This window comes from Amycolatopsis thermoflava N1165 (genome assembly GCF_000473265.1).
GTDB classification, from domain to species: Bacteria; Actinomycetota; Actinomycetes; order Mycobacteriales; family Pseudonocardiaceae; genus Amycolatopsis_E; species Amycolatopsis_E thermoflava.
In genome coordinates this window covers 4,554,964-4,580,538 of record NZ_KI421511.1, presented here as the reverse complement: position 1 = coordinate 4,580,538, position 25,575 = coordinate 4,554,964, and the positions used below count along the sequence as shown (strand labels likewise).

Sequence of the window (25,575 nt, the reverse complement as noted above, 5' to 3'; positions counted from 1 at the left end):
AAAGAAGGCACACGATGGTGAACCACATCCGCATCGTCTGGGAGCTGATGGCCGCGCGGCTCGCGCTGCTGCGGGGCGAACCGGAACGCGGCGAGATCACCACCACGGTCATCGTCACCGCCCTGATGGCGATCGCCGCGATCGCGATCATCGCCATCATCGTGGCGAAACTGACGCAGAAGGCGAACTCGATCGATCTCGGCCTCGGCAGCTGAGCATGCCGGCCGGGAGGGTTCGGCGGGCGATGCGCGGAGACCGGGGTGAGGTCACGGTCGAGCTGGTGCTGGCCACCCCGCTGCTGTTGCTGGCACTGCTGGCGATCGTCCAGTTCGCCCTGTGGTCCCACGCCACCCACGTCGCCCAGGCCGCCGCGTCCCAAGCCCTGGCCGCCGCGCGCACCCAGAACGGCACCGCCGGCGCCGGCCAGGCCGCCGGGCAGCGCCTGCTCGACGACCTCGCCGCCGGGCCCCTACGTGAGCCGCAACTCGCGGTCTCCCGCAGCGCGGCCACGGTGTCGGTGAGCATCCGCGGCCAGGCCGCGGCGGTGCTGCCCGGCGTGCATCTGCACGTGCACGCCGAAGCCTACGGTGAGGTCGAACGCTTCCTGCCCGACCTCACCGCAGCCCGAGGCTCGTGAGGGGAGGAAACCCATTGACCCGACCGAGTTCAGCCTCCGCGATCACGTGGCGGCGCTGGTGGGCGGCCGAACGCGGCTCGGTGACAGCCGAGGCCGTGCTGGTCGCGCCGGTACTGGTCATGCTGCTGGTGTTCGTGGCCGTGGTTGTGCACCGCGGCGTCGACGCCCGGCTGCGCCTCGACGACGCCGCCCACCAAGCCGCCCGCGCAGCCACCCTGCAACGCAGCACCACGGCCGCCACCACCGCCGCCCGCGACACCGCCAGCGCCGCACTCGCCCAGGCCGGCCTGGTCTGCCGCGACGTCGCCACCACTCTGTCCGGAGCCCTGACCCCGGGCGAGGCGGTCACCGTCCACGTTCGGTGCACCGTGGACTTCGGGCAGGCGCTGCTGCTGGGCGTGCCCGGCGGGAAAACCCTCGAATCGAGCGCCAGCGAGGTCGTCGACACCTACCGATCACAACCCGCTGCCGGAGCGACGCCATGACCGGCCCAAGTTTCTGGTGGCGTGCCGAGCACGGGCGAGTGACCGCCTTCGTGCTCGCGCTGCTGATCGGGCTGCTTGCCCTGGCCGGTCTGAGTCTGGACGGCGGGCTCGCGCTGGCGAGCAAGGTCCGCGTGGGCGGTCACGCTGAGTCCGCGGCGCGGGCCGGCGCGCAAGCCCTCGACCTCGCCGCCTACCGCGCCGACGGCACCCCCCGGCTCGACCCCGCGCGAGCGCGTGACCTGGCGCAGCGGTACCTGGCCGGTGTCGGCGCGACCGGCACGGTCCAGGTGGCCGGGGACACGGTCACGGTCGAGGTCACCGACACCTATCGGCCCCAACTGCTCTCGCTGATCGGCATCACCGACATCCACACCCACGGCCGCGGCGCCGCACACCCCCAGCGCGGAGTCACCGGTATCGAGCCCTGAAACCCGGCACCGACAAGGAAGGAAAGCCGCATGGTCACGTCCGAAGACGAAATCACCCGCCGCCTCCGGGAAACTGATTCCGCGCGCAGTGTCCGTCGCGCGCACGCCGCGACCACCGTCGGCCAGCTCGCCCGTCGGCACGCCGAACTCGCCGGCCAACTCGCCGAGCTCGAACGCGAACTCGGCGACACGCTCACCGCGGCCGGCGACGTCATCGACGTGGCCGAGTTGTCCCAGGTCACCGACATCCCCGTCGCCGACCTGGCGCGCTGGCGCGACCACGCGGCCAAACCCCACCGCGGCGGCAAACGGAAACGCCCCGCTGCGAAGCAGAAACCCGCCAGCGGCAAGGAACCCCAGCAACCCACCAGCACAGTGGCCGCGCGCACGGTGACACCGGCCGCGCCGGACTCCACAGCGGTCGCGGTCGGCGCGGCGAGCACCTGATGAACACGCCGGTCGGCGGCATCGGGATCGCGCGGCTGCTGGGCCGGGCGGTGCGTGGGCTGCTCGCCGCGGTGCTGCTGGCCGCGCTGGTGGCCGGGCTTCCGTGGGCGCTGATCCACGGCGTGGGATGGCCGCTGCCGGACCACCTGCCGAGCCTGGACGAGATCGGCAGCGTGTTGATGGCGCCGATGACGAGCAAGTTCCTGCTCGATGCGATCGCCTGCCTGGCCTGGTTGCTGTGGCTGATGTTCGTCCTCGACGTCGCTTCCTGCACCCTCGACATCGCCCGCGGCGCACGGTGGCCGGACCTGCGGATACAGAGCGGGCCCGTGCGGCGCGTCGCCGCCGTGCTCGTCGGCGCGCTGCTGATCGCGGTCCTCGGCCGCACCGCCACTGCCGCACCCACGCCCGCCGGGCACACGCCGGTCGTCGCTGCGGCCGCCCATCAGCCAGTGCCCGAGCCCGTGACGGAGCGAGTTAGGGCACCCGAGGCCGGGGTCCACGACTCGCTGTGGCGGATCGCGCAACGCTGCCTGGGCGACGGGAACAGGTGGCCGGAGATCTGGAGCCTCAACCAGGGCAGTACCCAGCCCGGCGGGCGGCTCCTGGCCAACCCCAACCTCATCCACCCCGGCGACCTCCTCCGCCTGCCCCAGAGCAATCCGCCCGCTCCGTCGGAAAGCGCCGCCAGCACACCAGCGCCGCCGACTCCACTCGCGAGTCCCGTCCCGCGCACCACGCCCAACGTCGACTCCGGGAGTCCGGGCAAGCCGGCCGACGACGCGACGTGGGGCAGTGGCGAGATCTTCGTCAGCCTGGGCTTGGCCGCGGCGGTCAGCGCGCTGCTGGTGCTTGCGCGCCGCCGCCACAACGCGCGCTACAGGCCCGGCAGCGGCCGCCGCGACCAACTGCCCGTCGCGCCCGTGGTCTATCAGCTGCGCCTGGCTCACCTGCGCGCCCAGCAAGCCGAGGACACCGAACTGGACACCGAACCCGCCGAACCGGCGGCTCCAACCGACCGCGGGGTGCGGGTGGTGAGCGGCGCCGGGCCGGTGGACTCGCCGTCGGTGGTCGACATCGGCCTCGACGTTCCCTTGCAGGGAGAGGGGACCCAGGTTGCCCTCGATCTGGCCCGCGTTCACGGGCTCGGACTCGTCGGATCCGGCGCCTACGCCGCAGCTCGTGCCTTGCTGCTCACCCTCCTCACCGCCCGACGCGACGACGGTCCCGCGCCGGCGGTGCTCGTGCCCGCCGCCGACCTCAACCGGCTGCTCGGCGTCCCGGTGCCTCCCGCGGACCTGCCGGACACGGTCACCGTCGTATCCGACCTGGACACGGCCCTGGCCGCCCTGGAATCCGACAACACGCCGCGCGGGTGCACCCTCGTTGCCACGCCGCCGACCGAGCCGGGGCGGCAGGAGCGGCTGCAGCGCCTGCTCGACGACCACGCTCAGCACCGGCTGACCGCGCTGCTGCTCGGCCAATGGCGCCCTGGCGTGACCGCCTACGTCACCGCCGTGGGCGTCATCTCCGCCACCGACCCCGGCCTCGGCGAACCCCTGCGCGGTACCAGGGCCTTCACCCTGCCCGAGACCGCCACCCGCGACCTGCTGACCTTCCTGCGCACCGCCCAAGCACCACCGGAGGACAGCAGCCTCAACCACGATTCCGATCACCTGGAAATCACCGCCGAACCACCAGCACAGCCGCCACCAGAGGAGGGAGCTCCTGAGCCCCCGCCGGCCGCGGCCGCCCACCCGGAGAACGTGACGGCAGCGCTGATGCTGACCGTGTTCGGCATCCCGACCCTGCGCTGGCGGCCCGAGCCCACACATTTGCAGGACCTGTCCGCGGAACTGAGCAGCCGGCTCACGGAACTGCTGGTGTTTCTGGCCGTGCACCCCGGCGGCGCGTCGCGGGAGGCCATCATCGACGCCCTGTGGTCCCATCGACCGCCCCGCAACCCCGCCAGCGTGCTGCGCACCATCCTGTCCCGGATCCGCCGCGCCCTCGACACCGCCACCCACGGCGCCGTCGGCGAGCTGGTGCTGGCCGAGCACGGCCACTACCGGCTCGACCCGGCCATCGTGCAGGTGGACTACTGGGCCTTCGCCGACGCGGTCACCCGGCGCCGCACCGCCACCACCCCTGAGCAGCGCATCCACGCCTACGAGGCCATCGTCGCGCACTACGGCGGCTTCCTGGCCGAGGGCCTGACAGCCGAATGGCTTGCCGCCGCACGGGAAGCGACCCGCCGCAACGCCCTCGACGCCGTGGCCGCGCTCGCCCGCGCCCGCGTGGACACCGACCCCGACTACACCCTGGATCTGCTGGAAACCGCGCGCGCCTTCGATCCGCACAACGAGTTGCTCTACCGCGACATCATGCGCCTGCAACACAAACTCGGCCGGCACGACGCCATCTCCCGCACTCTCACGCTCCTGCGCATCCGCCTCGCCGAAATCGACAACGAACCCACCCCGGACACCATCGACCTCGCCCAGCGACTCCGCGCCCGCCACACCGGAATCCCCCTCGACGGCCCGTCTCGCGCCCCGGCGAATGAATGAACCACACCGCCACTCGCCAGAGTCAAAGGCATTTGTGCGGAGCCGCGAAATGCCTCGATTTCCCGCCCCGATCACGCCCGTTTGGATGCTAGCGTCGACCGCGGTAATAGCATCGCCGACCTCGAAAAAGAAGAACTCTGTGAGCGCGCCCCTGCATTCCGCGGCAATTCTATCACTGCTTCGCGTCGAGTGCCGTGCGTACCTGTCTCGTTGTCCCTGTCGCAGTGGTGGCCACGCCCGCACGCGACCACTCGGTGCCAAAGTCGCAGGGCGAGGCGATGCCGAGCGTGACGGCCAACCGGGGGGCCGTCGGCCCGGCCGATCCGCCTCGCCCTCCGGTATCCGGCTAAGCCGGATCCCCTCGTGTCAAGCCTTGTCGCAGGTCACCACGGGTGACAGGGGATCCACCGGTATCCCAGACTCGCTTGACACCAAGCGGGTAAGCACATCAGGCCCGGCGGCGGTGTCGCCCGTGGACACCCTTGTTGTCGGCTGTGGACAACTGCACTCCGCTCACCCCATCCGTCACTTACTTGCTCACATATTTCCTCTGGACAATTCTTGCCCGCGGTTTCTTTGTTTGCGGCCGGCTTTCCGTTCCCTATTCAATCGCGACTCGAACCGCTCTGGCCTGCGCAAATGCCTGCAGGAAACCGACGCTGGCGCCCTATCAGAATCACCGAAATTCGCCGAAATTGACGCGGGAAACCTATTGCGCAGCCACCCGGGATCGAGTTACGTTTGTTCTGTCACCGGGAATCCCGGAAAACCGGAACCAGCGAATTCACGAATGGGGACCGTTATGTGCTACACCGATGTCACGACCCACGCCGACGGAACCGCCACCGCGTTTTGCTACTGCGGATGGACCGAAGAACACGCCAGCCACGACGCCGCCGCAGCCGCCACCGACGCGCACCACGACGACACCGAATTCGCCTACAGCTGAACCGCCCGCCCGCGCCCGACACCGGAAAGGGGCCACGCCGTGAACCGCGACACCACCAGCCCGCGAACCCCGGCGGTGCACCCCATCGACCCGATGGCCGCCCCCGCGCCGCTGCCCGAGATCACTGTCGACCACTTCACCGCAAATGGCTGCGCGGTCGTGTGCGTGGTCATCGACCCCGCCGACGCGCAACAAACGTTGTACGGCGCGGTCACCCGCCCCGACGGAACGCTCGCCGGAACCTACTACCCGGCCGACCGGGTGCGCGGTGAGCACTGGCGCATCGTGGCCGCCGACGGCACGCACTACCACGCGGCCAGCGAATTCGACGCCGTCGAATGGCTGTCCACCACCGCCGCCACCCCCGGCGGGCCCGACACGGGAACCGTGGAATGCGGCGGCTGCTCGCGACCGCTGACCGTCACCCGCCAGCAGTGGGACCGCGACGCGTTCGCGCCGTGTCCGTGCGGCAGCGGCGCCGACCTCAACTTCCATCGGCGGCACGCCGAATGGGGCGAAAACCTCTAGTCCGTGACCGCGACCGTCTGAAAGGGACACCCGATGAGCACGCCCGCCACAACGTCCGACCGGGGCGACACACCCACCGCCCCCGGCGCGGCAACCCGGCTGCGCAACGGCGAATTGCGCCGCATGGTGGCCGAACACCTCGCCCACAACCCTACCGCCGCGTTCACCCCGTCCACGATTGCGCAGGCCCTGAAACGGTCATCGGGCGCGGTGGGCAACGCGCTGGCGACGTTGGCCGCGCGCGGGGAAGCCGAGCAGGTCGGCATGAACCCGGTCACCTACCGCGCGACCGGGAAAACCGCCGCCGCCGCGAAAGCCGTCACCATCACCCCGCGCGCCACCACGGCGGCCACCGTGTCGGCGCCACCCGGTCCGGCCGCGATGGTGACCACCCCGGTCCGGCGCCCGAACGGGCAGATGTACCACCCGCGCAAGCTGTCCGGACTGTCCGATGTCACCGCGCTGCGGCGGTTGCGCGCCGCTGGGGTGTCCGCGCTCATGTACGGCCCACCCGGGACCGGGAAAACGTCGGTGGTGGAGGCCGCGTTCGACGATCTGATCACGGTGCAGGGCGACAGTGACACCGTCACCGACGATTTCGTGGGCTCCTACACGCAAACCCCGGAGGGGCGCTACGAGTTCGCCTACGGCCCGCTGGTGACCGCGATGCGTGAGGGGCGGGCGCTGTTCATCGACGATGCCACCCTCATCCCGCCGACCGTGCTGGCCGTGGTGTACCCCGCGATGGACGGGCGCCGCCAGATCATCATCAAATCCCACCGCAACGAGGTGGTCGACGCCGCGCCCGGGTTCTATGTCGTGGCCGGGCACAACCCCGGCGTGCACGGCGCGGTCCTCACCGACGCGCTCTCGTCGCGGTTCGCCGCGCAGATCCACGTGTCCACCGACTACGACCTCGCCACCCAGCTGGGGATCGAACCGAAGGCGGTGCGGGTCGCGCGGAACCTGGCCGCACGGCAGCACAAGGGCGAAATCGGGTGGGCGCCGCAGCTGCGTGAGCTGATCGCGTTCACCCGGATCGCCGACGTGCTCGGCACCGCCGCCGCCGCTGGCAACCTGCTCGGCATCGCACCGGAGGAAGACCGCGACGTGGTCGCCGACGTGGTGCGCAACGTGTTCGGCCCCCACGTCGCCCCGCTGTCACTGGGCCCGCAGTTCTAACGGACAGTCCGGAAAGGACAGGCCATGAGCACCCACGTCGCCACCGCCACCGCCACGCCGACCGCCGTGTTCCCGGCCGCGCCCGGGTGGCTGACCCTGTCCGCCGCGTTCGGCGACGAGGTCCCCGTGATCGCCGACCGCGACGACATCGTGGTCACCGTCGCGCCCGGAGCGGGCCACGGCGCCCCCGCGTGCTTCTTCTACGACCCGGCCACGATCGAGGTCGACGGTGTCCACGTCGACGACGGTGTCGACCCCGCCACCGTCGCCCCGCACCGGGTCGGGGACCGCAAGCGGTACCGCACCGCGTGGGGCCTGCTGACCCACGAATGCGCGCACGCCAAACACTCGGTGTGGCGCGCCCCGGACGACGCGCCACCCGGCGCGGCAGCGGCGGCGGAACTCTTGGAGGAGTCCCGCATCGAAGCGGCACAGGTGCGCCGCCGCCCGGGCGACCGGTACTGGTTGCGCGCCAGCGCCACCAACCTCCTACTCGCCGATCTCAAGGTCGACCTCGACGACCCCGCGACCGCGCCGCAGATGACGACCGCCGACGCCGCACGCTGCGCCGCGCTGCTGCTGGCCCGGGTGGACGGGGGAGTCCTCAACAGCCGCGAAACCGCCACCGTGCGCCGCGAAATCACCCGGATCCTCGACGCCGGCACCCTGGACACGCTGCGCGAGATCTGGCGCGAGGCCCACCGCACCGCCGACGACGACACCGACACGATGATCGACCTCGGCCGCCGCTGGTGCGAAGCCCTGGGTACCGACCAAAATGAACCACCCCCCGAACCCGGCAACACGGCACCGGCGCAGGGCGGCACCAGCGGCACCCCGTCGCCGCTGGCGACAGCGCTCGCCGACGCGGTGGCGGCCATCGACCACGCCGTGGCCGCCGAGCCCGCACCCACTGACCCCACCACCGAGGCGCTGGAGGCCGCCGCGCGGGAGGACGCCGCCCACCATCAGGCCCAACGCGACGCGCGCGCCGTGTTCGACGGCCCCGGCGCACCCCCCACCTCCGGCACCACCATCCGGGGCACCCGGCCGCCCACCGCGTCCGAACGCACCGCCGCGCGGCACCTCGCCCGCGCGCTGACCACCGCCGGAGCCCGCGACCGCACCCCCACCAAAACCCGCTCCGCCCTACCGCCGGGACGGTTGCGCATGCGCGGCGCCATGACCGCCGACGCGCAACGCGCGGCGGGCGCGATCCCCACCGCCGAACCGTTCACCCGCACCACCCGCGCGACCGTGCCCGCCCCACCGCTGCGGATCGGGATCGCCTGCGACGTGTCCGGGTCCATGAGCGCCTTCGCCCGCCCCGTGGCCTCCGCCGCGTGGATCCTCGCCGAGGCCGCCCGCCACACCTCCGTGCCCGCTACCACCGCCACCGTCATCTTCGGCTACCACGTGCGCCCCATCACCCGCCCCGGCAGCACCGCGCCGCGCGTGACCGAGTTCGACACCAACGACGGCGAGCACCACGTCGACACCGCGATCAGCGCGCTCGACGGCGCGCTCGACCTCACCCGCCCCGACGCCGCCCGGCTGCTGGTGATCGTCTCCGACGGTTGCTTCGAAGAGACCACCAAGGAACCGGGTCAGAAGATGCTCGACCGGTTGCGCGCCAGCGGATGCGCGCTGCTGTGGCTGGCGCCCGACGCGCCCTTCAACGAACCCATGCGTGGCGCCACCGTGCACACCCTCACCGACCCCACCACCACCGCCCGCGCCATCGGACAGGCCGCCACCGCCGCCCTGCGCGCCACACGCTGAACCACCGCCCGGCGGCGGGGGCAACCAACCCTCCCGCCGCCGGACCAAACCCCCACAACCACAAGGGAAAGGACACGCCAGCCATGACCACCGACCCGTACCCGACCGACCCGACCGTGCCCCCCGACGCCGTCACCCTCGTGCCCGCACCCCCGGACACGGTGCCGCTGCGCAACCCCACCGACGCGTGGGCACTCGTCATCACGACCGTCCGACTCGGCCGGCCCTGGTCCACGCGCCCCACCGACCTGATGGCCGGGGTGTGGCTGCCCGCCCAGCCCTCCGCCGACGTGCACCAGGGCGACGTCGCGGTGCGGCTGCACCCGCCCGCCCACCACGACCCCGGCAAGGCCAAGGTCGAGATCCTCACCGCGACCGCCTACGGCTGGCACAGCGTGCTGACGCTGCCCCCGATGGACGCGCACTGGCCACACCACCTCGCCGCCACGCTCGTGGCCTGGATGCGGGCCCTCGCCGACGAGGCCGAGCGCGCGATCGGGCGGCGGCTGTTCACCTCGTCGGTCGGCGCGCCACCGTACCCCGACGGGCTTGACCAGCTGATCGACGCCGGACTGCTCGCGCCCGGCGAGGAGCTGGTGTGGAACGGGCACACCGCGATCGTGGGCCACGGCGGCGCGCTGCTGCACGGCACCGAACCCGCCCCGGTGTTCCCGACCGCCGTGTCCGCGCTGGCGACCCGGCTCGCCACACCGACCACGGTCAACGGCTGGTACCTGTGGCGCCGCGCCCGCGACGGCCGCCTCCTCGCCGACCTTCGCGCCGAACTCGCGAGCGCGCCCCGGAGCGTGCAGCGATGACCCGCGACGCACCCTCCCGGCAGGGCGACGTCCGCGACGCCGACAGCGGCCTCCCGCGCCTGCTGACCACCAAGTGCGCGACCTGCATCTTCCGGCCCGGCAACCTGATGTTCCTCCCGCCCGGCTACCGCGACCAGCTCGTGCGGGAGGCACTCGACCGCGACAGCTGGATCGTCTGCCACGCCACACTTCCCGACACCGGTAACCCGCCCGGCAGCCAGGCCCTGTGCCGGGGCTTCTGGGACGTCCACGCCCGCGAGTCCGCGGGCTGCCGCCTCACCCTCGCCCTCGGCGGACCCGTACTCGTGCCGCCACCGACACCACCGGCAGATGCCGGGCACAGCACGGGGGAGCAGTGAATGGTGACGCGCACGGACTTCTACCTCGGGGCGGGCCCGAGGGCGGAGTGGATCGGGTCCCTGCAGTTCGCCTGCCATCCTGACAACCTGCTCAAGGACGACCACGGCCGCGCCGTCCTGACCGCGCCCGGCCTGGCGCGCTACCGCGACGCGGTGCGGAAATTGCTGATGATGTGGCCGATCGAGTGCGTCGGGGTGGGTCACTCGCCTCGCCACGGCTGGCCGTGGGACTGGGACACCAGCCACTGCAACGACTGGATCATCACCTTCCTCGGCGGCCCCGGCGGCGGCGTGCACATGACAGCGGGCGGTGGCGCCCGCTGGCACCGCCTCGACCGCGACGACCCGTGCCCGCCACTGCGGTGCGGCCCGCCCGACCTCGCCGCCTGGGTACGCGACCCCGCCGCACCGCCAGCGGTCGCGCTCCCAGTGTTCCGCTCACCCGGCGATCCGCCCGCCGACTACGCCCGCGTGCTCTGGCACCAACCCTGACACCACTACGGAAGGAAACCCATGCGAGACAAGAAGAAAATGCTCTTGTGGGCGGTGCTGGCGGTGCTGCTGCCGGGACCGTGGAGCCCGGTCATCGTGGCGGCCTACCTCCTCGACCGCGCCGCCGAGCGCGACCAGGACACCGAACTTGCTGCCCGTCCCGCGCCGAACCTGCCACTCGACCCGGCCACGACCCGCTCGAACCCTTACCAGCCGCCGCGCAACCGGACTTCCTACACCACCGGAGGTGTGTGATGAGCCGCTCGACCACCCACGACTTCTACCTCGGGCGCGGACCCGACGCCGAATGGATCGGATCGATCGATCCACCTCGGCACCTGCGCCTGCCAGAGTGTCGACGGGATCTGGCGGGCCCGCTCCGCGGACGAGTTCACCGACCTCGTGAACTCCTTCCTGCACGCCGCCGAGGTCGGCCAGGCCGGCGAGGTCACCCACCGAGGCCGACCGTGGCGGTGGAACCTGGCCCACCAGTCACGGCACCGACTTCACCCATGCCTTCGACACGGGCACCGTGTGGACAGCGCGGCAGGGCCAGCGCTGGGCGATGCGCGCGGGCGAGTACATCCCGCCCAGACCGGGCGAGACCCCGGTGGTGTTCCCGCACGGTCGCGACATCTGCGGCTACATCGGGATCGACGCCGCCGACACCACGCGGCGCCGCTACGGACCGCTCCTGGGCGAGACCCACCGCCACGACCTCGCGCAGCTCGGGCTGCGCATCCTGGCCGACCTCACCCTACCGTCGCCGCCGGGACCGGCACCCGCTCAGCTCGTCGAACTCCGCGCGCAACTCCCCCCACACCTGCGGTATGCCATCACCGCCCACGAAACCACCGTGGAGCTGGAGATCGAGGTGTTCGGCCTACACGACGGCGACCCCGCCGCCGACGCGGCAGCACAGGCCCTCACCGGACTACCCGCTCTCTACGGATGGACCGACCCCGACGGCGGACCGCCCCGCTTCGCCGTGCGCGTGCTCCTCGCCGACGACGAACGCCGCCGCACCCACCCCGTGCTGGCCGACCCGCACACCCGCGCGCTGCTGACCACCACCTGACTCCGACCAGCTCAGTGGGCCGAATTCCTGCAAGAACCACCACGACACCCACAAGGAGGCCGAGATGACTCACCCCGACCAGACGCCGCTCGAGGAGCGCTGCCCGGACTGTCACGCCGGAATCGGCCAAGCCCACCGCGAGGGCTGCGACGTGGCCCGCTGTCTGGCCACCGGGCTGCAGCGCCTCGGCCACGGGGCCTGCCGCTGCCCCCAGGACGTGTGGACCGGGCGGTGGCCCGGTGAAGCCGAATGCGCCGAGTTCGGCTGGATGCTCGGCCCCGGCCTGCCCGACCTCCACCGCCTGCTCACCACCGCCACCTGGGACCCGGTGGCCTACCGCTGGACCCGCCCGACCGCCGAAGGAGACACCCGATGAACACCCTCACCACCACCGCCGACTCGTCCGGGGACATCGACCTCGCCGCCGGCGAGCACTGGATCGAACACGTGCCCGCCGCCCGTACCCGGCCTCACCAGGCCAGCTTCCCCGCCCTCATCGAACCGCGCCGCCACCACGGTCTGTGGGTGCAGCCCCGGCTGCGCCGCGAGGTCGCGCAGGCGCTGTGCGAGTGGCTCAACCTGGTGTACCCGACCGACCCGGACTGGTATCCGCTGGCCCGCTTCGAGAACGACCTGCTCGTCGTCTTCACCGGCGAGGCCGCCCACCAGCGCCACGAGATCCCACCCGACGAGGGCGGCCGCTACCCGCTGGGCCACCTCGGCCGCTGGTTCCTGTCCACCCCGACTCGCACCGCCGCCCGAATCGCGCACGAGCTGGCCGTGCTGGGCGATCTCACCCGCCGCGAGCCACGCCCCGGGGAAACCCTCGTCACCTGTGACCCCGCCAACGCAGCGGCGAGCGCGTTCCCCGCCCGGATCGGCACCCGCCCCGGGCAGCCGTTGACCCCGGTGTTCCGGCCCGAGATCGCCGAAGCCGTGGCCGCGTTCTGCACCACCCACCACGACCTCGTCCCCGACGACTACCCGCAGGTCTACCTCGACGGCCGCACCCTCGTCCACGTGCACCAGCACCTGCGCGTCCAGGACAAGTACCTGCCCTGGCGCATCGACCCCGACCCGGACGGCAACTACGCCATCGACGGCGACGAGTGGACCTTCCACACCCCCGTCCAGAAGGCGCCCTGCATGAGCAGTTGACGAAGGCGCTGTGTATGGCTCGAAAGTCCTCGTGTTTGATGAACGTCTTCGCCACAGGCCCTGACCGTGAACGCCGTTTGCTCGACGGCTGCGAGAAGCAGGTGCTGAACGGGTTCGGGGCGTTGACCCTCGCGCGGCAGCCTTGGCGCTGATGCGGCGGACCTTGCGCGGGATGACCCGTCTTAACAGGCGAATTCGACTCCGTCAGCCTCCAGGCAACTCTCCATGAAACCGCTTGACCACGCGCGCGGGCCGCGGCTCGCCGGGCCACAGCACGACGCGGTAAAGGTCGTTGCCGTGCATGCCGTCGGAGGAGATGGTCCGTAGTCCGCGGTAGTAGATCCGGGCGGCGTAGTCGCCGGGCGGGACTTCGGTGACGGGCATATCGTCGGGGTCGTCGTCGCTCGTTGCGACAAGGCGTCCGGTTGGGGCGGACACGCCGCCCTCGGTGACGTGGTCCCAGTCGTCAAGGCTGTCGTCCGGCTCGCTGCGGCGGACATCCAGGATGACGGGGACCTCGACTCGACGGGCGGTGCCGACCCCGAGGACACCTTGTTCGGTGGCCACGAGATCGGCGGTGGTGGCGTCGGTGAAGTCGAAGGACAGTGTGGGGTCGTTCGACTCGTCGCGGAGAATGAACGAGTTGTAGTCGGCGAAGACATCGAGTTCGGCGTAGGCGAGGCGTTCGCCGGTCTCGGTTCGGGGCTGCTCGGGCATGAGGGTGATGTGCTCCCCGTCGGGTAGGTCGTGGATCTTCTGGGCGAAGGGGCCGCGGATGCGCATGCACTCGACGGCGTCCTTCACTGCGATGTTGTCGAAGTCGTAGCTGCCGCCGAGGCTGAACAGCTGCCAGGGGATCAGGCGCTGATCGTGGTCCAGGGCTCCGTGAGCATGCTGCCACGCCGTGGCGTAACGGTAGGTACCGTTGACGTCGGGATCGGTCAGCAGCCACGCTGCCCACTCGTCGAGGCTGGTTCCGATCGGTTCGCGTTCCGCGGTCTCGGGGTCGAACAACACGACCCGGGCGCGGTCCTCGATGGCGAACTGTTGACCGAACAAGTCCTGGGCGAAGCAGAACAGGTTGTCCGCGAGGCCTAAGTAGCTGTCCTTCCAGGTGTCGGCCGCGTTCCAGTGCTCCAGCTCGGGGCCGAGACCGCGTGCTCCAGCGTGAAAGACCTGTATGCCGGCGTTGAAGACGGTGAATCCGTTGACCTGGGATAGCAGGGTGGCCAGCTCGCCCAAGGGACCGGTGCGCTCCCCGAGGTCGAGCCGGATCAACGGCCCGAGCGGTGCGCGGGCCTGATCGAGAAGCCGTTGCAGCGGGGGACGTTCGACCTCGGGTGTCATAGCTCAGTTCACCACCACGATGACTTCCTCGCCGTTGGCGAGGTTCTTGGTTTGCTCCCTGATCGCCGAACCGGCCCGCCGGTTGTCGCTGGCGTCGATGTACTTCACGCTGGATCCGGTACCGCCCTCGGCGAACAGGGCGGGCGGGTACTCGTCACGGTCAAGGCCGGACTGAGTATCCGGAACCTGCTTCATGGATTCGCGCCGACGGTCCTTACGGCCCGGCCGGTCGATGGTCAGCTCGACTGGTTGCGCCCCGCCCTTGACCTGCTCGCCTCGCCAGGACATGCCGTGCGTGGCCTCGTACGCGTGCTGCGCGGCCTCGGGGTAGGTGCGCGAGTCCAGAACGACGTAGTTGAAGCCTTGGAACTCCATGCGGTACTGCTCGGGCACCGTGACCGACACCGGCCCGGACCGTGACTTCTGTGGCGCCAGCGCTTGTGCGCGGTCCAGGATGCCCACGACCCGCCACGCGGTCTCGTCGACGCCCTGGCGGGCCCGGTTCAGGAGGTCCTGTGCCTGACGACGGAGCCCCTCACCCGGATCGTCGGCCGGCGGGATCTCCTGCTGCTGCGCGGCGTCAGTGGCTTGCTGCCCCTGGTCCCGCAGTCTGATTGCCTCGCCAGCCTGATCCTGCGCCCAGCTCAGCTGCTGGCAGTACGCCTGAATCGCGGTCTCGGCGTCGAGGAACGCATCTCCGCAGTTCTGCCACCGGGTGGGTTCGGCCTCGAACTTCTCACGGAAAGCGTCGGCCGCGGCGCCTTTCCAGTGGCTGCTGTCCAGGTCTTTCAAGCCGTCGCCGACCTCGTTGAGGGCTCGACCGTAGCGCAGGAGGTGCACGGCGGATTTACGGATCTCCAGCGGATCACCCGGCACCAGAGCCTTCGGGTCGCTGGTCTCGCCCAACTCAGGCACGGCTCACCGCGGTCCGCCGTTCGACAGGTCGCCGAGGATGCCGCGCAGGTTCTCGCCCACGCCCTGGTCGTATCGCTCATAGGCGTCAGCCGCTTGCACGAGCTGCTCCGACATGGACCCGGCGTCTTCCATCAACGCGGCCACACCGACCGCCCAGCGCTCGGTGAACGAGTCGTAGGAGTCGGCGAGGCCGGAGTGCCCGACGAACTTGCGATCGCAGTCGATCATGTGGATCTGAAGCTGGCTCAGCATCCCGAGCAGATCGGCAATGTCCCGACCGAGGTCCCGAAGCGCATCGGGATCGACCTCTATCCCCACCGAGCGTTCCCCTCCCCAAGGTCCAGCCCGCGACACTCTAGGTCAGAGGACGAGCACGTACTGTTGCACATCGATCAATTCACCCTTTTGGCTTAACGGCGAAGCCCCTGGGTCAGGTGATCATGTCCTGAAGCCGACGGAGCGAGCGTTCTCGCCGAAGGAGACATCAGGAGGCGCATGGGCGCGAAGTATCGGCAGCTCGCCGACCGGCTGATCGCTGCCGCGAGAACCGGTCAGCGTGTCGTTGAATTCACCTTCGACGAGGTGGCGGGGTTAGTAGGCGGCCTGCCACCGTCCGCCTACGAGCGCCGCCAGTGGTGGGCCAACAGCAGCTCGGTCCAGGCCCAGGCCTGGCGCGAGGCGGACTGGCACGTGGACCACGTGGACTTCATCCAGCAGCAAGTGCGACTGCTCCGCGGCAAGGTCGGCGGAAGCTATCTCGCCCGAGGGCGGCGGCGCGCATCCGAGACCGCGGCCGCCGTGCTGGTCAACGAGAGCGACCTCGCCGAGCTGGACGTGCGAGTGCACATGACGTGGCAACACGCTGGTCCCGTCTCGCTCGACGAGGCCGGCGACTTGGCGTTCCCCGAGCTTCCGCGGTTACCCGGGATCTACCGGCTCACCTTGCGCGGCCCGGCCACTGACGCACGCCCGCAGGTCTACGTCGGCGAGTCGGTCGAGCTGCGCAGACGGGCCGCTCAGTATCGGCGGCCAAGTGCGTCGCAGCAGACGAGCCAGCGGCTCAACCAGGAGCTGAAGGCACACTTCGCGGCAGGCGGGACCGCCACGATGGCGATTGCCACTTCGGCGATCATCGCTGTAGGCGACGAATCAGAGGATTTGCCCCTGGGCCGCAAGACGGCGCGGGTACTCGCGGAGCACGCGGCGCTCGCGCTGACCTACCTGGACGGCGAGGCCGTAGTGATCAACCGGGACAGCGGCCTGGACGCCTCGGAATAAAACACCGACAATCCCGGCACGATCACCCACGACGTGGACACGCGACGAGTAGACCGACCTGGCAGCGGGAACGAAGTCCCGCCAGCGGTCGGGCCGGTAACGTGACTACGGCGTTTCTGTCAGGGGCTCGGCCGCGACCACTCCGAAGTGCGCTGCGAGCCTGGCGAACTCGGGGCCGAGGCGTCGGGGCGCACGCTCCACGAGCCGCGCCATGACGGCCTCGCCGAGCGGCTGCGTCCGTACCCAGTCCGGCGCGAGGTCGCGAGCTTCGGCGAGGTAGCGCAGCGCGTGCCGGTCCTGGCGGAGCTGGAGCGAGGCGGCGGCCAGGCGCAGCCGGTGCCCGGCTTCCCAGAAGGCCGGCACTTCCCCGCGTGCCTCGGGCACCGCCTGTGCGAGCCGGAGTGCCTTCTCCGGGTCCCCGGCGCGTGCGGTGCTGTCGACGAGCTGGAGCGCGGCGACGCGGGGACCGAAGATCGCGGCCTCACTCGCGCTGTCGCTGCGGGCCCGGACTGCGGCCGCTTGCGCTTCGGCCAGCAGGTCGTCCGCGCGCTCTGCTCGTCCGGCGGTGACGGCGGCGGTGGCGGCGTTGAACAACAGGTTGCCGAAGATCCCCGCGCGCGTGACGTCCCGGTCGAGCAGGGTGGGCTGGATCTGTTCCGCGGCCTTCACCGCGACGCGCTCGGCGTCGTCGAGTCGTCCCTGGCGGACCAGGGTCCAGGCGAGGTACCGCATCGAGATCGCCGTCTCCACCTCCGGCGCGTCGGAGTGTCGGGCCGCCTCCAGGGCCCGCTCGGCCGAGGACCAGGCGAGATCGTCGAACCCCATCCGTGCGGCCATGCCGGCGCCGAGCCGGTAGGCGGTGGACAGCACGCGGTGTGCCCCGGCTTTCTCGTCGCCGTGTGCGGCGCGGGCCAGGCGGCGGGCGTCGACCAGCACCGTGGGCAGCGCGTGCAGCAGCTCGGCGTGCCTGCCGTCGACGTAGGCCTGCCAGGTGCCGTGCGCGGTCGCCGCGAGCTGGTCGAGCGGGATCACGTCCTGCGTCTCGGCGAAGTCCAGGCCGGGCAGGTCGTCAATCGCGGTGATCGCGTCCCGTAGCGGGGTCACATCGAGGTCGGCGGCCCGGCGTGCGGGTGTGGTGCCGAGGAGGTCGGCGACGGTGACGCGCAGGGCTTGCGCGAGCTTGCGCAGCGTGCCCGGGCGCGTGGTGGTGCGGGTGCCCTGTTCGATGCGGGCCACGGTGTCGGCGCGAGACCACCCGAATGGACGGCCTCCAGCGCGACGGTCAGCCGGGCCAGCAACGACGGCTTCAACATCACCGTCGCCTCATCCAGCGAGTAGAGCCCGGCGAACAGGATCTCCGGATCGGTCAGGTCGAGGTCGGCCACCTGCGGCTCGCTGATCAGCCCGCCGTCGAAGATGAACGCCAGGCCCTCGGGAAAGCGCCCGTCGTCGCGCAGGTAGTCGATGACGAGTGGTCGGCCAATCGGCCGGGTCAGGCCGATCTCCTCCCGGACCTCGCGGGCGGCCGTGGTCCAGGGAGCCTCGTCGGCGTCGACCGCGCCGCCGGGCACGTCCCAGTGTGGCTTGTACGACGGCTGCACGAGCAACACCCGGTCCTCCCGGTCGTAGAACAGAACGCCCGCCGACATGCGCTTACGGTTCAGGGAGCGTACGTACTCGTCGAAGGGCACCAGGTCCACGCGCCGAGGCTACCGGTGCCCCGTTCCCGGTGCCTGATCTAGGCGTGGGAGGCATAGGTGGGGCTGCTGACCGGCGCGAATACGGGTGTTCGTGCTGTGTTGTGCCCGGCTACGTGCGGTGATCATTCGACGCATGGCACCCGAGGTGGCCGGCCGAAGCCCGAGAACAAGCCCGCCGACGACGAGCGGCCGTTGGGGCCCCGCCGTACACCGCAGTCCAGCACGGCACTGGTGTGCTCGGTCAACGACCACATGACCCACCGCTGCGACTGCTACCGGCCGGAGCCACGCCGATGAGCGTGAACATCTCGGCCACCGGCCGCATCGACCGGCTGGACGATCAGCCGATCCCGAGCTGGATCGTGCGCCCGCCGAGCCGCCGCCGGGAGGAGGACTCGATGACCTTCGCCTACAGGGAGTTCCAGCGGGAGCCGCTGGTGAAGGACGCGAACCGGTCGCGCGAGTCCTACCACGAGGGCCACGACGGCACGATCACGATCCTGGGCAGCGGTGAGACGCTGCCACCGGAACCGGGCGACGACCCGGCCGAAGACGTGCGCCGCCCCTGACCAGGACAGACCAGGCGCACAGAGGAGTCCCGGCCCGGTGCACCTGCAAGTCCCCCGGGCCGGGGCTCTGCTTTGTCACGAAGATGTCGTTCCGGAGCACCCAGGTGTGGGTCACCTGCCCTGTCGGACGCGCGAGTGTGGTCGTCGCCCTGCAGGGGCGACGACCACATGGCGTTCGGATGGGGCTCGGTCTACGCCGTGTCCCGGGCCTCCTGTGGGACGTCGGTCTTCGCCGGATTGATTGCGAACCGCTTGGGCGCTTCGCAGGTCTTGATCGCGTACCCGTCGGCAGCGAGCTTCTCCAAGGCGTTGTTGACCGCACCGCCAGAGCGGCCGAGGTCCTTGCCGATCTTGGCGGGCCCGAAACTCTGGCCCGTGTGCGCGGTCAGGTACTCCTCGACCAGGGCACGCAGCCCGCCCTTGGGCAACCTCGTCCCGGCCGTCGGCGCGGCGGCGGTTTCCGCGTCGGCGGCCGAGACGTCCGCAGACGGCTCGGTCGGGTTCGAACTGTCCGCAGGAGGGGCCGACGGTGGTTCGGGCAACGCGGCGGGAGCACCGTCGCCGGGTGCGTTGTCCTCCGCCGCCGGAGTCGCCGCGTCGTGGGGAGCGTCGGTGGCCGCGGCCTCCGGTGCGGTGTCATGCTCGCTGGCGGCGGGGACACCGGCATCGGTGGTGCTATCGGCTCGCGGGGAGGTGCCGGGCGCCGTCTCCGGGGTGCCGGGTTGCTCGACGTCTGGCGCGACGGTGGTGGCAGACGGTGCGAGGGACCACATGTCCGGGTCGCGCGGACCGGTGCCAGCGGTGCGGATCACGACACCGTCGCGGTCCCAGCGGGCCAAGATCTTACCGGCGGTCGAACGGCCGACCCCGGCCGCGAGCGCCAGCTCGGCCGTGGTGAAACCGGGATTGTCGGCCAACGCTGCGCGAAGCTTGCCCGCTGTGGTCGTCGCGGCGGGCTGCCGCTGATTGGGGCCGTCGGCGACGGCGTGAAGGTGACGTTCCTCGGTAGCGGAGGTAGTCCGGTTCTTGCGGTTCTTACGGGACATGACGAACTCCCGGTGTGCTGGAAGGAATTAAGTGGTCATGCCCCGGCCGGGGCGGTGGCCCGCCGGTGCGCGTCCGGTGGTTCGGGCTACACGACTATGGACGCTTCATCACCGCCCCCATGTCAAGCGATCTGTCGACGTAAATCTGCGAAAGGTGGTTGCTTGCAGGACCTACGGAAACCTGTATAGCGACTCGTCGGTTCGGTATCCGAGGACGTGGTTGAATTCTGCAATCGCCTGTCGGAAGTGGTTCACTAGAGCTGCTAACAGCGGTCGGAGGGCGGGTGCGTCGAGTACGTCGTCTGGCAAGGACGGCCATCGGTGATGGCGTTCTGCCAGCAGACACCTCAATGGCAGCTGGAGCATCCGAGGTTCGTCGTTTGCGATAGCGCCCTTGAACCACAGGAGCGTCCGCGTGAAGTCGGCTAATGAATAATACTTGTCTGACAGCTCTTGTGCTTCCTCGTGCACATCCTGAGAATGCCAGAAGAGTTCCATAAAGAAAGCTCCCTGGTTCACGGTGTAGCCGAATAGGCGAAGTGATTCCCTGCGAATAACATTCAGCATATGGTTCTGATACCAGCGCTCTATAAGTATCGACTGAAACTCTTCCCAGGTGACCAAACGGACATTAGTGTGGGTGGCGGCCCTCCGGGCGCCAGCCTGAAATCCCCTGGAGGACACCACGAAACCAATGCTTGCTCCTACATCGGCCAGGGTGGTGCGGAATATATGAACCTCGCCCTGCGGGACAGCGCGCCTCCACAATTTGCACTCGACCACGATCAGTGTTGAGGGTGCAGCCGAGGCGTCTCGGGCGCACACGTCGAATTCAACCAAGCCGCGCGCAGAGTCCAACGTCGCACCGACTTAGACTTCGAAACCACATTCGCTAAGAATCCGCCCTGCGGATTTTTCCAGATCCCTCCAATGTGTAGGAATGCCGGATTCTATCAACGTTTGACGCACTGGAGCATCCCCTGAGTCACCCATGATGATCCGAAGCTTAGCCTAGCTCTTGACCACACCTTCACGCCTACGCGTGGCGCGCCACGCGCATCGCCTCGACGGTCACTCGCGGCTCGTAACCGGAGGTGCTGGGACGACACAGCTAGCCGCGCCTGCGTATACGCCCTCGAAAATTACCGCTCACAGTGAAAGTCTTAAGTGTGGTCAATCGAAGGGCCGCGTGGCGCCGACGTAGTTGTCGTTCGGGTAGCGGTAGTTGTCGATCTGGACGGGGCTGCCGAAGGTGGGTGCGTTGATCATCTTGCCGTTGCCGATGTAAAGGGCGACGTGGGTGATGCTGGCTGGGGTGCCGTAGAAGACGAGGTCGCCGGGAAGCAGGGGGGATCCTTCTGGGACGCGGGTTCCTGTGTGAAATTGGGCGTGGGCGGTGCGGGGGAGGGTGATTCCGGCGGCGTCGTAGGCGGCTTTGGTCAGCCCAGAGCAGTCGAATCCGCGATCGCCACCGCCGGGGCCGTCGCCGCCCCAGACGTAGGGCAGTCCTCGTTGGCCGCAGGCGTAGTTGATGGCGGTCAGCGCCGCTGACGTGGGTGCTTGGATGTTGTCGCAGTCTCCGGTTCCGGCGAGGGCGGGTGCTGGTTCGCAGCGGATGCCGGCGACGGCGGCGACGATGCGGCGGGCGTCGGTTTCGTGTGGTCCGTAGGCGTGCGGGAAGCCGGAGCGCTGGACGGCTTGGGCGGCGGCGTTGATGCTCATGGCTTGCCAGTTCGGGATGGTGAGCAGGTGTTGGTAGAACTGGGTCGCGGCGTAGGTGGGTGTTGTGATCTGTGCGGGGGTGCCCCAGCCCATCGAGGGGCGTTGCTGGAACAGGCCGAGGCTGTCGCGGTCGCCGTAGTCGAGGTTGCGCAGTCCGGATTCCTGGATGGCGGCGGCGATCGCGACGACCCAGCCCTGTTCGGGCACCCGCATCTGCTTGCCGACGCCCACGATGATGGCCGCGTTGCCCATCTGCTCGGCGGTGAAGCCCGGCACCGTCCCGGTGGGTGTGCCGTCCGGGGTGCAGATCAGCGAGTCCGCGGCGCTGCTGCCGGTGAGGGCGCTGACGACGCCGGCGATCCCGGCGGCGAGGAGCAGCGGGATGGCCAGGATGAGGGCGGCGATGCCGGCCACCAGTTTGCTTCCCATGGTCCGGCTCGGCTCCTTTCCGTGGCGGCCGGTTAGCGGGCGAGCCGGTTGGGCGTCGCGCGTGGCGGGAGCGGGCTGGGCGGTGGTAGCCGGTAGGGCGCGGCGGACGCGGTGTCGGTGTCCTCGTCGCGGGCGGCGGGGTCGGCTGGTGGCGGGAGGCCGGGCCAGGCGTCGGGCAGGTCGGCGAGGGGGTAGCGGGGTCCAGCGCGGTCGGCGCGTGCGGTGGTCAGTGGCAGCCACACGGCCTCGGCGGGGCTCGGGTGCGCCGTGCGCGGGTTGAGCTGGTCGGCCGCGGCGGTGGCGACCGGCACGGCGCGCCAGTTGTCGAGGTCGGCGTGGACGCGGGCCAGCGCGGTGCGGGCGCCGGCTTCGCGGCGGGTGGTGGGCAGCCAGACGAGCACGGGCGTGGCGATGCCGGTGGCCTCGGCCAGCCGGGCGTATCCGATGAGCTTGCGGCCGACCTTGGTGAGGGATTCGGTGCCGGTGTCGAACTCGAGGAACCACTCGATCTCGCGGGCGGTGGTGCGCCAGCGACCGTAGCCGTCGGGGATGACGAGGTCGCCGAAGTGGCGGGCGCAGCGTGCTTCGGACCACCACGCCACCAGCGCCTCGACCCGGGTGGCGCGGGTGTGGGTGATCAGGGCGGTGAAGAAGTCGTTGACGCCGACGGTGTGGGCGAGGCGCTGGTTGTGGGCGATGCTCATCGCGCGGTCGTGGCGGTAGCCGAGTTCCTTGACCTCCAGGCCGTACTCGGCGGCGAGGACCGCGGCGCCGGCGGGCCCGAGGACGTAGTGCATGGGCGCGGAACCGTGTTGCCGGAACGGCTGGAACCGCGACACGGCCCGCCACAGGTAGAGATCGCGCAGCCGTTGCCGGGCCGAGCGGCCGGAGGGGAACGCGGCGTCCTGGATCTGGCTGCTGGTGAGGACCCGGTGTTCGTGCAGCAGGGCCAGGATCCATCGGTCGCGGGCGGTGAGCCGGGCGGCGAGCATGGCCTGGTGCTCGACCGAGCCGGCGGCGCGGGGGCTGCGACGGCCGGGCAGGTGTCCGCGCAGCGTGTGCTGACGCGTGGTCGTCGTGATCACAGGCGGTCCTCAGGTCAGGGGCGGGCGCGGCGTGGGTCCGTCTTGCGCGGCCGGGACTCCGGAACCCGCTGTGTGGCCGGCCGGGCCCGCGTGGTGGTGGGCGTGCTCGCGCCGGTGCTGTGTGCGCGGCGCTGGGCGCGCAGTGCGGCGCGGATTTCCCGTGCCCGTCCGGGGATCGGGTCGGGCAGGGGGGTGGTGGTGAGGGTGAAGGGTTCGGTTTCCTCGCCGTGGACGACCAGGCGGGCGGCTGCGTGGTAGGCGCCGAGGTGGGACAGGTCGTGGTCGGAGAGCCGGGGTGTGGTGTGGCGGGCGAGTTCGCGGGCGTCTTCGGGGCTGGCGGAGAAGAAGATCTTCGAGCGGGCGTTGGTGGAGATGCCTTCCTTCAGCTCGCGGGGCAGCTGGCCGAGGTGCTGATGGGCCAGGGTCATCGCCACCCGGAATCCCCGTGCCTCGGCCAGCATGTCTTCCAGGGGGTAGGGCAGGTTGAGGAAGTTGTGGCATTCGTCGACCACGAGGCTGGCGTCGGGCCGCAGACGCTGCGGGACGCGGGCGCGGGCGGTGGTGGCCTGCCAGGTGCGGGCGACCACCAGTGAGCCGACCAGGCGGGTGGTTTCCTCCCCGAGCGAGCCTTTGGGGATCCGGACGAGGCAGATGCCGCCCTCATCGAGCACTTGGCCCATGTCCACGGTGGAGCGGCCGCCGGCGATGGCTTCTTTGACGAAGGGGCGCAGCAGGAACGCGCGCAGCTTGTTCATCAGCGGCGAGATCACCTGGCTGCGGGAGCTGTCGGTGAGGTCGTCGTACCATTGCCAGAACCCGGTGAGCACCGGGTCGGTCAGGCCGGCGGTGATGCGGGACCGGAACGCCTCGCTGGCCAGTAGCTTGGGCAGGTCGGCCAGGGTGGGCACGCCGTCTCGGGCCCGCAGGGTGAGGCAGGCGGCGCGCATGAGGTCGTCGGTGCGTGGTCCCCAGAACGCCGAGTACACGCGGCGGAAGACAGAGACGAGGTTGTCCACCTCCCGGTCGGTTTCCCCGCCCTCCAAGGGGTTGAGCACGGGTGGGCGGTGGCGGGAGTCGGCGTCGAAGAGCACCACCCGCTCGGCCGCGGCGCGGGGCAAGCGGTTGAGAATGTCGGTGACGAGGTCGCCCTTCGGGTCGATCACCACGACACCGCGGTGGTGGGTGGCGTCGTCGAGGACCAGGGTGCCGAGCAGGGTTGATTTGCCGGAGCCGGTGGCGCCGAGGACGTGCAGGTGATGGCGAGCGTCGGCGACTCGCAGCCCGACCGGGCGGGCGTGGCCGGTGTCGACGCGGCCGAGTGGTTTGACCTGCGGACCGGGGGTGGCGACCCCGGGTGGTGGGGCGACGGCTTTCGCGCCGGCGCGTTCCACACCGGGGATCGCGGCGTCGGTGGGCAGGTGCGCGATCGCGGCCAGCTCGGGCACCGACAGCACGTCACCGCGGTCGAGCCGCCGGGCGGCGAGCGCCTGGGCGGGGTGGCGCAGGCGAGTGCGGGTGTAGTGGTTGTGCTCGGTGTAGGCGGCGAACGCGGCGGCCAGCGCGTGGGCCCGCCCGCGGGCGGTGTCGCGAGCCTGCCGCACCAGCTCGTCAGAGGCGTCGGTGGGGAGGTCGGTGGTCACGGCGTAGCGCACGAGGGTCTCGTACTGGGAGCCGCGCTGCTTGCCCACGATGGCCTTGTTCTGGGCGGAGTACTCCAGCGATAGCTGCGGGTCCTGGCTGATCCGTCGCGCGTCCGCGGTCCGGCCGCGCCGGGTGGCGTTCGCGCCGGGGGTGAGGGCGTCGAGGATGCGGCCGCCGAGGCGGGGGGAGGAGCCGTGGTGGATCCGGCGGGCCGCGCGGCGGGCCTGGGCGGCGCGGCGGCCGGTGACGGGGCGGGCGAGGATCTGGACGCAGGCGTGCTCGTCGCGGCCGAGCCCGACCGGCGCGCCGAGCAGGCCGCGGATGGGGTCGGCGTCGAAGCTGGTGCGGATCGGCAGGGATTCGGGGCGGGCGAGGCGCAGCTGCCCGCCCACCACGATCCGCCGTTGCCCGGTTGCCGGGGTGGGGAAGGGGGAGGTGGCGGGGCTGGTGCGGGTGTGGGAGCCGGGCCAGGCGGCCTCCACCGCCCGCTCGACCAGGTTGGGCGGGATGACGCCGGGGACCCAGAACTGCACGGTGACGCCGTGCTCGCCGAACACGTACTCCAGCGCCAGGTGGGGCTGCCCGGCCCACCACCGCCGCCACGCCGGGCGCAGCAGGCCGACGAGGTTGGACCAGACCGCGGCCCCGCCGGCGGGATCCACGGTGGGCGGGGCGAGCACCGTGATCCGGCGAGCATCGACCAGCAGCGCGGCGTGCCGGCGCCGCAGCCACCACCACCGTGCCGCGACCCCACCCGCCACCGCCAGGAGCAGCGTGGGAACGATGATCGGTCCCCACATCAGCGCCCAGCCCCGAAGGACGGCGAGCAGCTCGGCGGTGGTGCCGCCGGGGTCGCGCAGGTAGTCACCTACCCAGTTCTGCAGCATCGGCGATGCCGCGGCGCGCGGAGCCATAGCGGAACTTCCTTCC

General features: G+C 70.8%; 28 protein-coding genes. 19 read left to right on the top strand and 9 right to left on the bottom strand.

Annotated elements, in window-relative coordinates; genetic code table 11:
* Positions 1-14 precede the first annotated feature (14 nt).
* The 17 genes from AMYTH_RS0122550 to AMYTH_RS47160 all read left to right on the top strand — a co-directional run bounded on the left by AMYTH_RS0122550 (position 15) and on the right by AMYTH_RS47160 (position 12,913).
* Positions 15-215 carry a hypothetical protein gene (locus tag AMYTH_RS0122550; protein ID WP_027932213.1) on the top strand — a complete coding sequence of 67 codons (201 nt, stop codon included), beginning with the start codon at positions 15-17 and terminating at the stop codon, positions 213-215.
* A 29-nt stretch (positions 216-244) separates the two neighbouring features.
* Positions 245-637: a TadE/TadG family type IV pilus assembly protein gene (locus tag AMYTH_RS0122545; RefSeq protein ID WP_323807237.1), complete on the top strand. Its 393-nt coding sequence runs from the start codon at positions 245-247 to the stop codon at positions 635-637.
* A gap of 14 nt (positions 638-651) precedes the next feature.
* Positions 652-1,122: a TadE/TadG family type IV pilus assembly protein gene (locus AMYTH_RS0122540; protein WP_027932211.1), complete on the top strand. Its 471-nt coding sequence runs from the start codon at positions 652-654 to the stop codon at positions 1,120-1,122.
* Positions 1,119-1,550, top strand: a complete 432-nt coding sequence (locus AMYTH_RS0122535; RefSeq protein WP_027932210.1) for a pilus assembly protein TadG-related protein — start codon at positions 1,119-1,121, stop codon at positions 1,548-1,550. Before AMYTH_RS0122540 ends, AMYTH_RS0122535 begins: the two co-directional genes overlap by 4 nt.
* Before the next feature lie 30 nt (positions 1,551-1,580).
* A complete protein-coding gene (locus AMYTH_RS0122530; protein WP_027932209.1) occupies positions 1,581-1,997 on the top strand; it encodes a hypothetical protein in 417 nt (138 codons plus the stop codon).
* Positions 1,997-4,567: a BTAD domain-containing putative transcriptional regulator gene (locus AMYTH_RS0122525; protein ID WP_027932208.1), complete on the top strand. Its 2,571-nt coding sequence runs from the start codon at positions 1,997-1,999 to the stop codon at positions 4,565-4,567. Before AMYTH_RS0122530 ends, AMYTH_RS0122525 begins: the two co-directional genes overlap by 1 nt.
* An 802-nt stretch (positions 4,568-5,369) precedes the next feature.
* Entirely contained in the window at positions 5,370-5,516 is a 147-nt protein-coding gene (locus tag AMYTH_RS49590; protein ID WP_167344557.1) for a hypothetical protein, read from the top strand.
* 39 nt (positions 5,517-5,555) lie between these two features.
* Entirely contained in the window at positions 5,556-6,044 is a 489-nt protein-coding gene (locus AMYTH_RS49970) for a hypothetical protein (protein ID WP_063630402.1), read from the top strand.
* 33 nt (positions 6,045-6,077) lie between these two features.
* Positions 6,078-7,226, top strand: a complete 1,149-nt coding sequence (locus tag AMYTH_RS0122510; RefSeq protein WP_027932207.1) for an AAA family ATPase — start codon at positions 6,078-6,080, stop codon at positions 7,224-7,226.
* Positions 7,227-7,250: 24 nt separating this feature from the next.
* Positions 7,251-9,008, top strand: a complete 1,758-nt coding sequence (locus AMYTH_RS0122505; RefSeq protein WP_027932206.1) for a VWA domain-containing protein — start codon at positions 7,251-7,253, stop codon at positions 9,006-9,008.
* 83 nt (positions 9,009-9,091) lie between these two features.
* Complete coding sequence (locus AMYTH_RS0122500) at positions 9,092-9,826, top strand: restriction system modified-DNA reader domain-containing protein (RefSeq protein WP_027932205.1); 735 nt, start codon at positions 9,092-9,094, stop codon at positions 9,824-9,826.
* Positions 9,823-10,185: a hypothetical protein gene (locus AMYTH_RS47170; RefSeq protein WP_051362789.1), complete on the top strand. Its 363-nt coding sequence runs from the start codon at positions 9,823-9,825 to the stop codon at positions 10,183-10,185. The genes AMYTH_RS0122500 and AMYTH_RS47170 overlap by 4 nt, the downstream gene beginning before the upstream one ends.
* Positions 10,186-10,677 carry a hypothetical protein gene (locus AMYTH_RS47165; protein WP_051362788.1) on the top strand — a complete coding sequence of 164 codons (492 nt, stop codon included), beginning with the start codon at positions 10,186-10,188 and terminating at the stop codon, positions 10,675-10,677.
* Between the two features lie 21 nt (positions 10,678-10,698).
* A complete protein-coding gene (locus tag AMYTH_RS0122485; protein ID WP_157360644.1) occupies positions 10,699-10,932 on the top strand; it encodes a hypothetical protein in 234 nt (77 codons plus the stop codon).
* A 277-nt stretch (positions 10,933-11,209) separates the two neighbouring features.
* Positions 11,210-11,755, top strand: coding sequence for a hypothetical protein (locus AMYTH_RS45545; RefSeq protein WP_228684912.1), 546 nt, complete (start codon positions 11,210-11,212; stop codon positions 11,753-11,755).
* A 64-nt stretch (positions 11,756-11,819) separates the two neighbouring features.
* Positions 11,820-12,131: a hypothetical protein gene (locus tag AMYTH_RS0122475; protein WP_027932203.1), complete on the top strand. Its 312-nt coding sequence runs from the start codon at positions 11,820-11,822 to the stop codon at positions 12,129-12,131.
* Positions 12,128-12,913, top strand: a complete 786-nt coding sequence (locus AMYTH_RS47160) for a hypothetical protein (RefSeq protein ID WP_051362787.1) — start codon at positions 12,128-12,130, stop codon at positions 12,911-12,913. The genes AMYTH_RS0122475 and AMYTH_RS47160 overlap by 4 nt, the downstream gene beginning before the upstream one ends.
* 204 nt (positions 12,914-13,117) lie before the next feature.
* Here the strand turns inward: AMYTH_RS47160 and AMYTH_RS49965 are convergent, their stop codons facing one another.
* From AMYTH_RS49965 to AMYTH_RS0122445, 3 genes are read right to left on the bottom strand one after another with little or no spacing between them, the layout of a single operon-like run.
* Entirely contained in the window at positions 13,118-14,260 is a 1,143-nt protein-coding gene (locus AMYTH_RS49965; RefSeq protein WP_063630401.1) for an SMI1/KNR4 family protein, read from the bottom strand.
* A gap of 3 nt (positions 14,261-14,263) precedes the next feature.
* A complete protein-coding gene (locus AMYTH_RS49960) occupies positions 14,264-15,175 on the bottom strand; it encodes a putative T7SS-secreted protein (RefSeq protein WP_209440784.1) in 912 nt (303 codons plus the stop codon).
* 3 nt (positions 15,176-15,178) lie between these two features.
* Entirely contained in the window at positions 15,179-15,493 is a 315-nt protein-coding gene (locus AMYTH_RS0122445) for a WXG100 family type VII secretion target (protein ID WP_027932201.1), read from the bottom strand.
* A 177-nt stretch (positions 15,494-15,670) separates the two neighbouring features.
* On the opposite strand from AMYTH_RS0122445, the gene AMYTH_RS47150 reads away from it, so the two are divergent.
* Positions 15,671-16,453 carry a DUF7662 domain-containing protein gene (locus AMYTH_RS47150; protein WP_051362785.1) on the top strand — a complete coding sequence of 261 codons (783 nt, stop codon included), beginning with the start codon at positions 15,671-15,673 and terminating at the stop codon, positions 16,451-16,453.
* 1,100 nt (positions 16,454-17,553) lie between these two features.
* Here the strand turns inward: AMYTH_RS47150 and AMYTH_RS48045 are convergent.
* Positions 17,554-18,153 carry an NUDIX domain-containing protein gene (locus AMYTH_RS48045; protein ID WP_228684910.1) on the bottom strand — a complete coding sequence of 200 codons (600 nt, stop codon included), beginning with the start codon at positions 18,151-18,153 and terminating at the stop codon, positions 17,554-17,556.
* A 293-nt stretch (positions 18,154-18,446) separates the two neighbouring features.
* On the opposite strand from AMYTH_RS48045, the gene AMYTH_RS0122425 reads away from it, so the two are divergent.
* Positions 18,447-18,722, top strand: a complete 276-nt coding sequence (locus tag AMYTH_RS0122425; protein ID WP_027932200.1) for a hypothetical protein — start codon at positions 18,447-18,449, stop codon at positions 18,720-18,722.
* 191 nt (positions 18,723-18,913) lie between these two features.
* Here the strand turns inward: AMYTH_RS0122425 and AMYTH_RS45505 are convergent, their stop codons facing one another.
* The 5 genes from AMYTH_RS45505 to AMYTH_RS45500 form a co-directional block, all read right to left on the bottom strand.
* Positions 18,914-19,768 carry a hypothetical protein gene (locus tag AMYTH_RS45505; protein WP_037322637.1) on the bottom strand — a complete coding sequence of 285 codons (855 nt, stop codon included), beginning with the start codon at positions 19,766-19,768 and terminating at the stop codon, positions 18,914-18,916.
* A gap of 171 nt (positions 19,769-19,939) precedes the next feature.
* Entirely contained in the window at positions 19,940-20,593 is a 654-nt protein-coding gene (locus AMYTH_RS51245) for a restriction endonuclease (RefSeq protein WP_410468337.1), read from the bottom strand.
* A 348-nt stretch (positions 20,594-20,941) separates the two neighbouring features.
* On the bottom strand, positions 20,942-21,919 hold the full coding sequence (locus AMYTH_RS0122410) for a C40 family peptidase (RefSeq protein WP_027932198.1): 978 nt from the start codon (positions 21,917-21,919) through the stop codon (positions 20,942-20,944).
* 32 nt (positions 21,920-21,951) lie between these two features.
* A complete protein-coding gene (locus AMYTH_RS0122405; protein WP_027932197.1) occupies positions 21,952-23,004 on the bottom strand; it encodes a replication-relaxation family protein in 1,053 nt (350 codons plus the stop codon).
* Positions 23,005-23,018: 14 nt separating this feature from the next.
* The gene (locus AMYTH_RS45500) at positions 23,019-25,559 is read right to left on the bottom strand and encodes a helicase HerA domain-containing protein (RefSeq protein WP_051362784.1); all 2,541 of its coding nucleotides are present in this window, start codon (positions 25,557-25,559) and stop codon (positions 23,019-23,021) included.
* Between the last annotated feature and the right edge of the window lie 16 nt (positions 25,560-25,575).

Bases quoted from the DNA above. Each gene is read 5' to 3' on its own strand.
- AMYTH_RS0122550 (WP_027932213.1), top strand. From the start codon at position 15: ATGGTGAACCACATCCGCATCGTCTGGGAGCTGATGGCCGCGCGGCTC.
- AMYTH_RS0122485 (WP_157360644.1), top strand. From the start codon at position 10,699: ATGCGAGACAAGAAGAAAATGCTCTTGTGGGCGGTGCTGGCGGTGCTG.
- AMYTH_RS0122505 (WP_027932206.1), top strand. From the start codon at position 7,251: ATGAGCACCCACGTCGCCACCGCCACCGCCACGCCGACCGCCGTGTTC.
- AMYTH_RS47165 (WP_051362788.1), top strand. From the start codon at position 10,186: ATGGTGACGCGCACGGACTTCTACCTCGGGGCGGGCCCGAGGGCGGAG.
- AMYTH_RS0122475 (WP_027932203.1), top strand. From the start codon at position 11,820: ATGACTCACCCCGACCAGACGCCGCTCGAGGAGCGCTGCCCGGACTGT.
- AMYTH_RS0122410 (WP_027932198.1), bottom strand. From the start codon at position 21,919: ATGGGAAGCAAACTGGTGGCCGGCATCGCCGCCCTCATCCTGGCCATC.
- AMYTH_RS0122510 (WP_027932207.1), top strand. From the start codon at position 6,078: ATGAGCACGCCCGCCACAACGTCCGACCGGGGCGACACACCCACCGCC.
- AMYTH_RS0122425 (WP_027932200.1), top strand. From the start codon at position 18,447: ATGAGCGTGAACATCTCGGCCACCGGCCGCATCGACCGGCTGGACGAT.
- AMYTH_RS0122525 (WP_027932208.1), top strand. From the start codon at position 1,997: ATGAACACGCCGGTCGGCGGCATCGGGATCGCGCGGCTGCTGGGCCGG.
- AMYTH_RS47170 (WP_051362789.1), top strand. From the start codon at position 9,823: ATGACCCGCGACGCACCCTCCCGGCAGGGCGACGTCCGCGACGCCGAC.
- AMYTH_RS45500 (WP_051362784.1), bottom strand. From the start codon at position 25,559: ATGGCTCCGCGCGCCGCGGCATCGCCGATGCTGCAGAACTGGGTAGGT.
- AMYTH_RS45505 (WP_037322637.1), bottom strand. From the start codon at position 19,768: ATGTCCCGTAAGAACCGCAAGAACCGGACTACCTCCGCTACCGAGGAA.
- AMYTH_RS47150 (WP_051362785.1), top strand. From the start codon at position 15,671: ATGGGCGCGAAGTATCGGCAGCTCGCCGACCGGCTGATCGCTGCCGCG.
- AMYTH_RS0122535 (WP_027932210.1), top strand. From the start codon at position 1,119: ATGACCGGCCCAAGTTTCTGGTGGCGTGCCGAGCACGGGCGAGTGACC.
- AMYTH_RS0122530 (WP_027932209.1), top strand. From the start codon at position 1,581: ATGGTCACGTCCGAAGACGAAATCACCCGCCGCCTCCGGGAAACTGAT.
- AMYTH_RS47160 (WP_051362787.1), top strand. From the start codon at position 12,128: ATGAACACCCTCACCACCACCGCCGACTCGTCCGGGGACATCGACCTC.
- AMYTH_RS0122500 (WP_027932205.1), top strand. From the start codon at position 9,092: ATGACCACCGACCCGTACCCGACCGACCCGACCGTGCCCCCCGACGCC.
- AMYTH_RS0122545 (WP_323807237.1), top strand. From the start codon at position 245: ATGCGCGGAGACCGGGGTGAGGTCACGGTCGAGCTGGTGCTGGCCACC.
- AMYTH_RS49965 (WP_063630401.1), bottom strand. From the start codon at position 14,260: ATGACACCCGAGGTCGAACGTCCCCCGCTGCAACGGCTTCTCGATCAG.
- AMYTH_RS49590 (WP_167344557.1), top strand. From the start codon at position 5,370: ATGTGCTACACCGATGTCACGACCCACGCCGACGGAACCGCCACCGCG.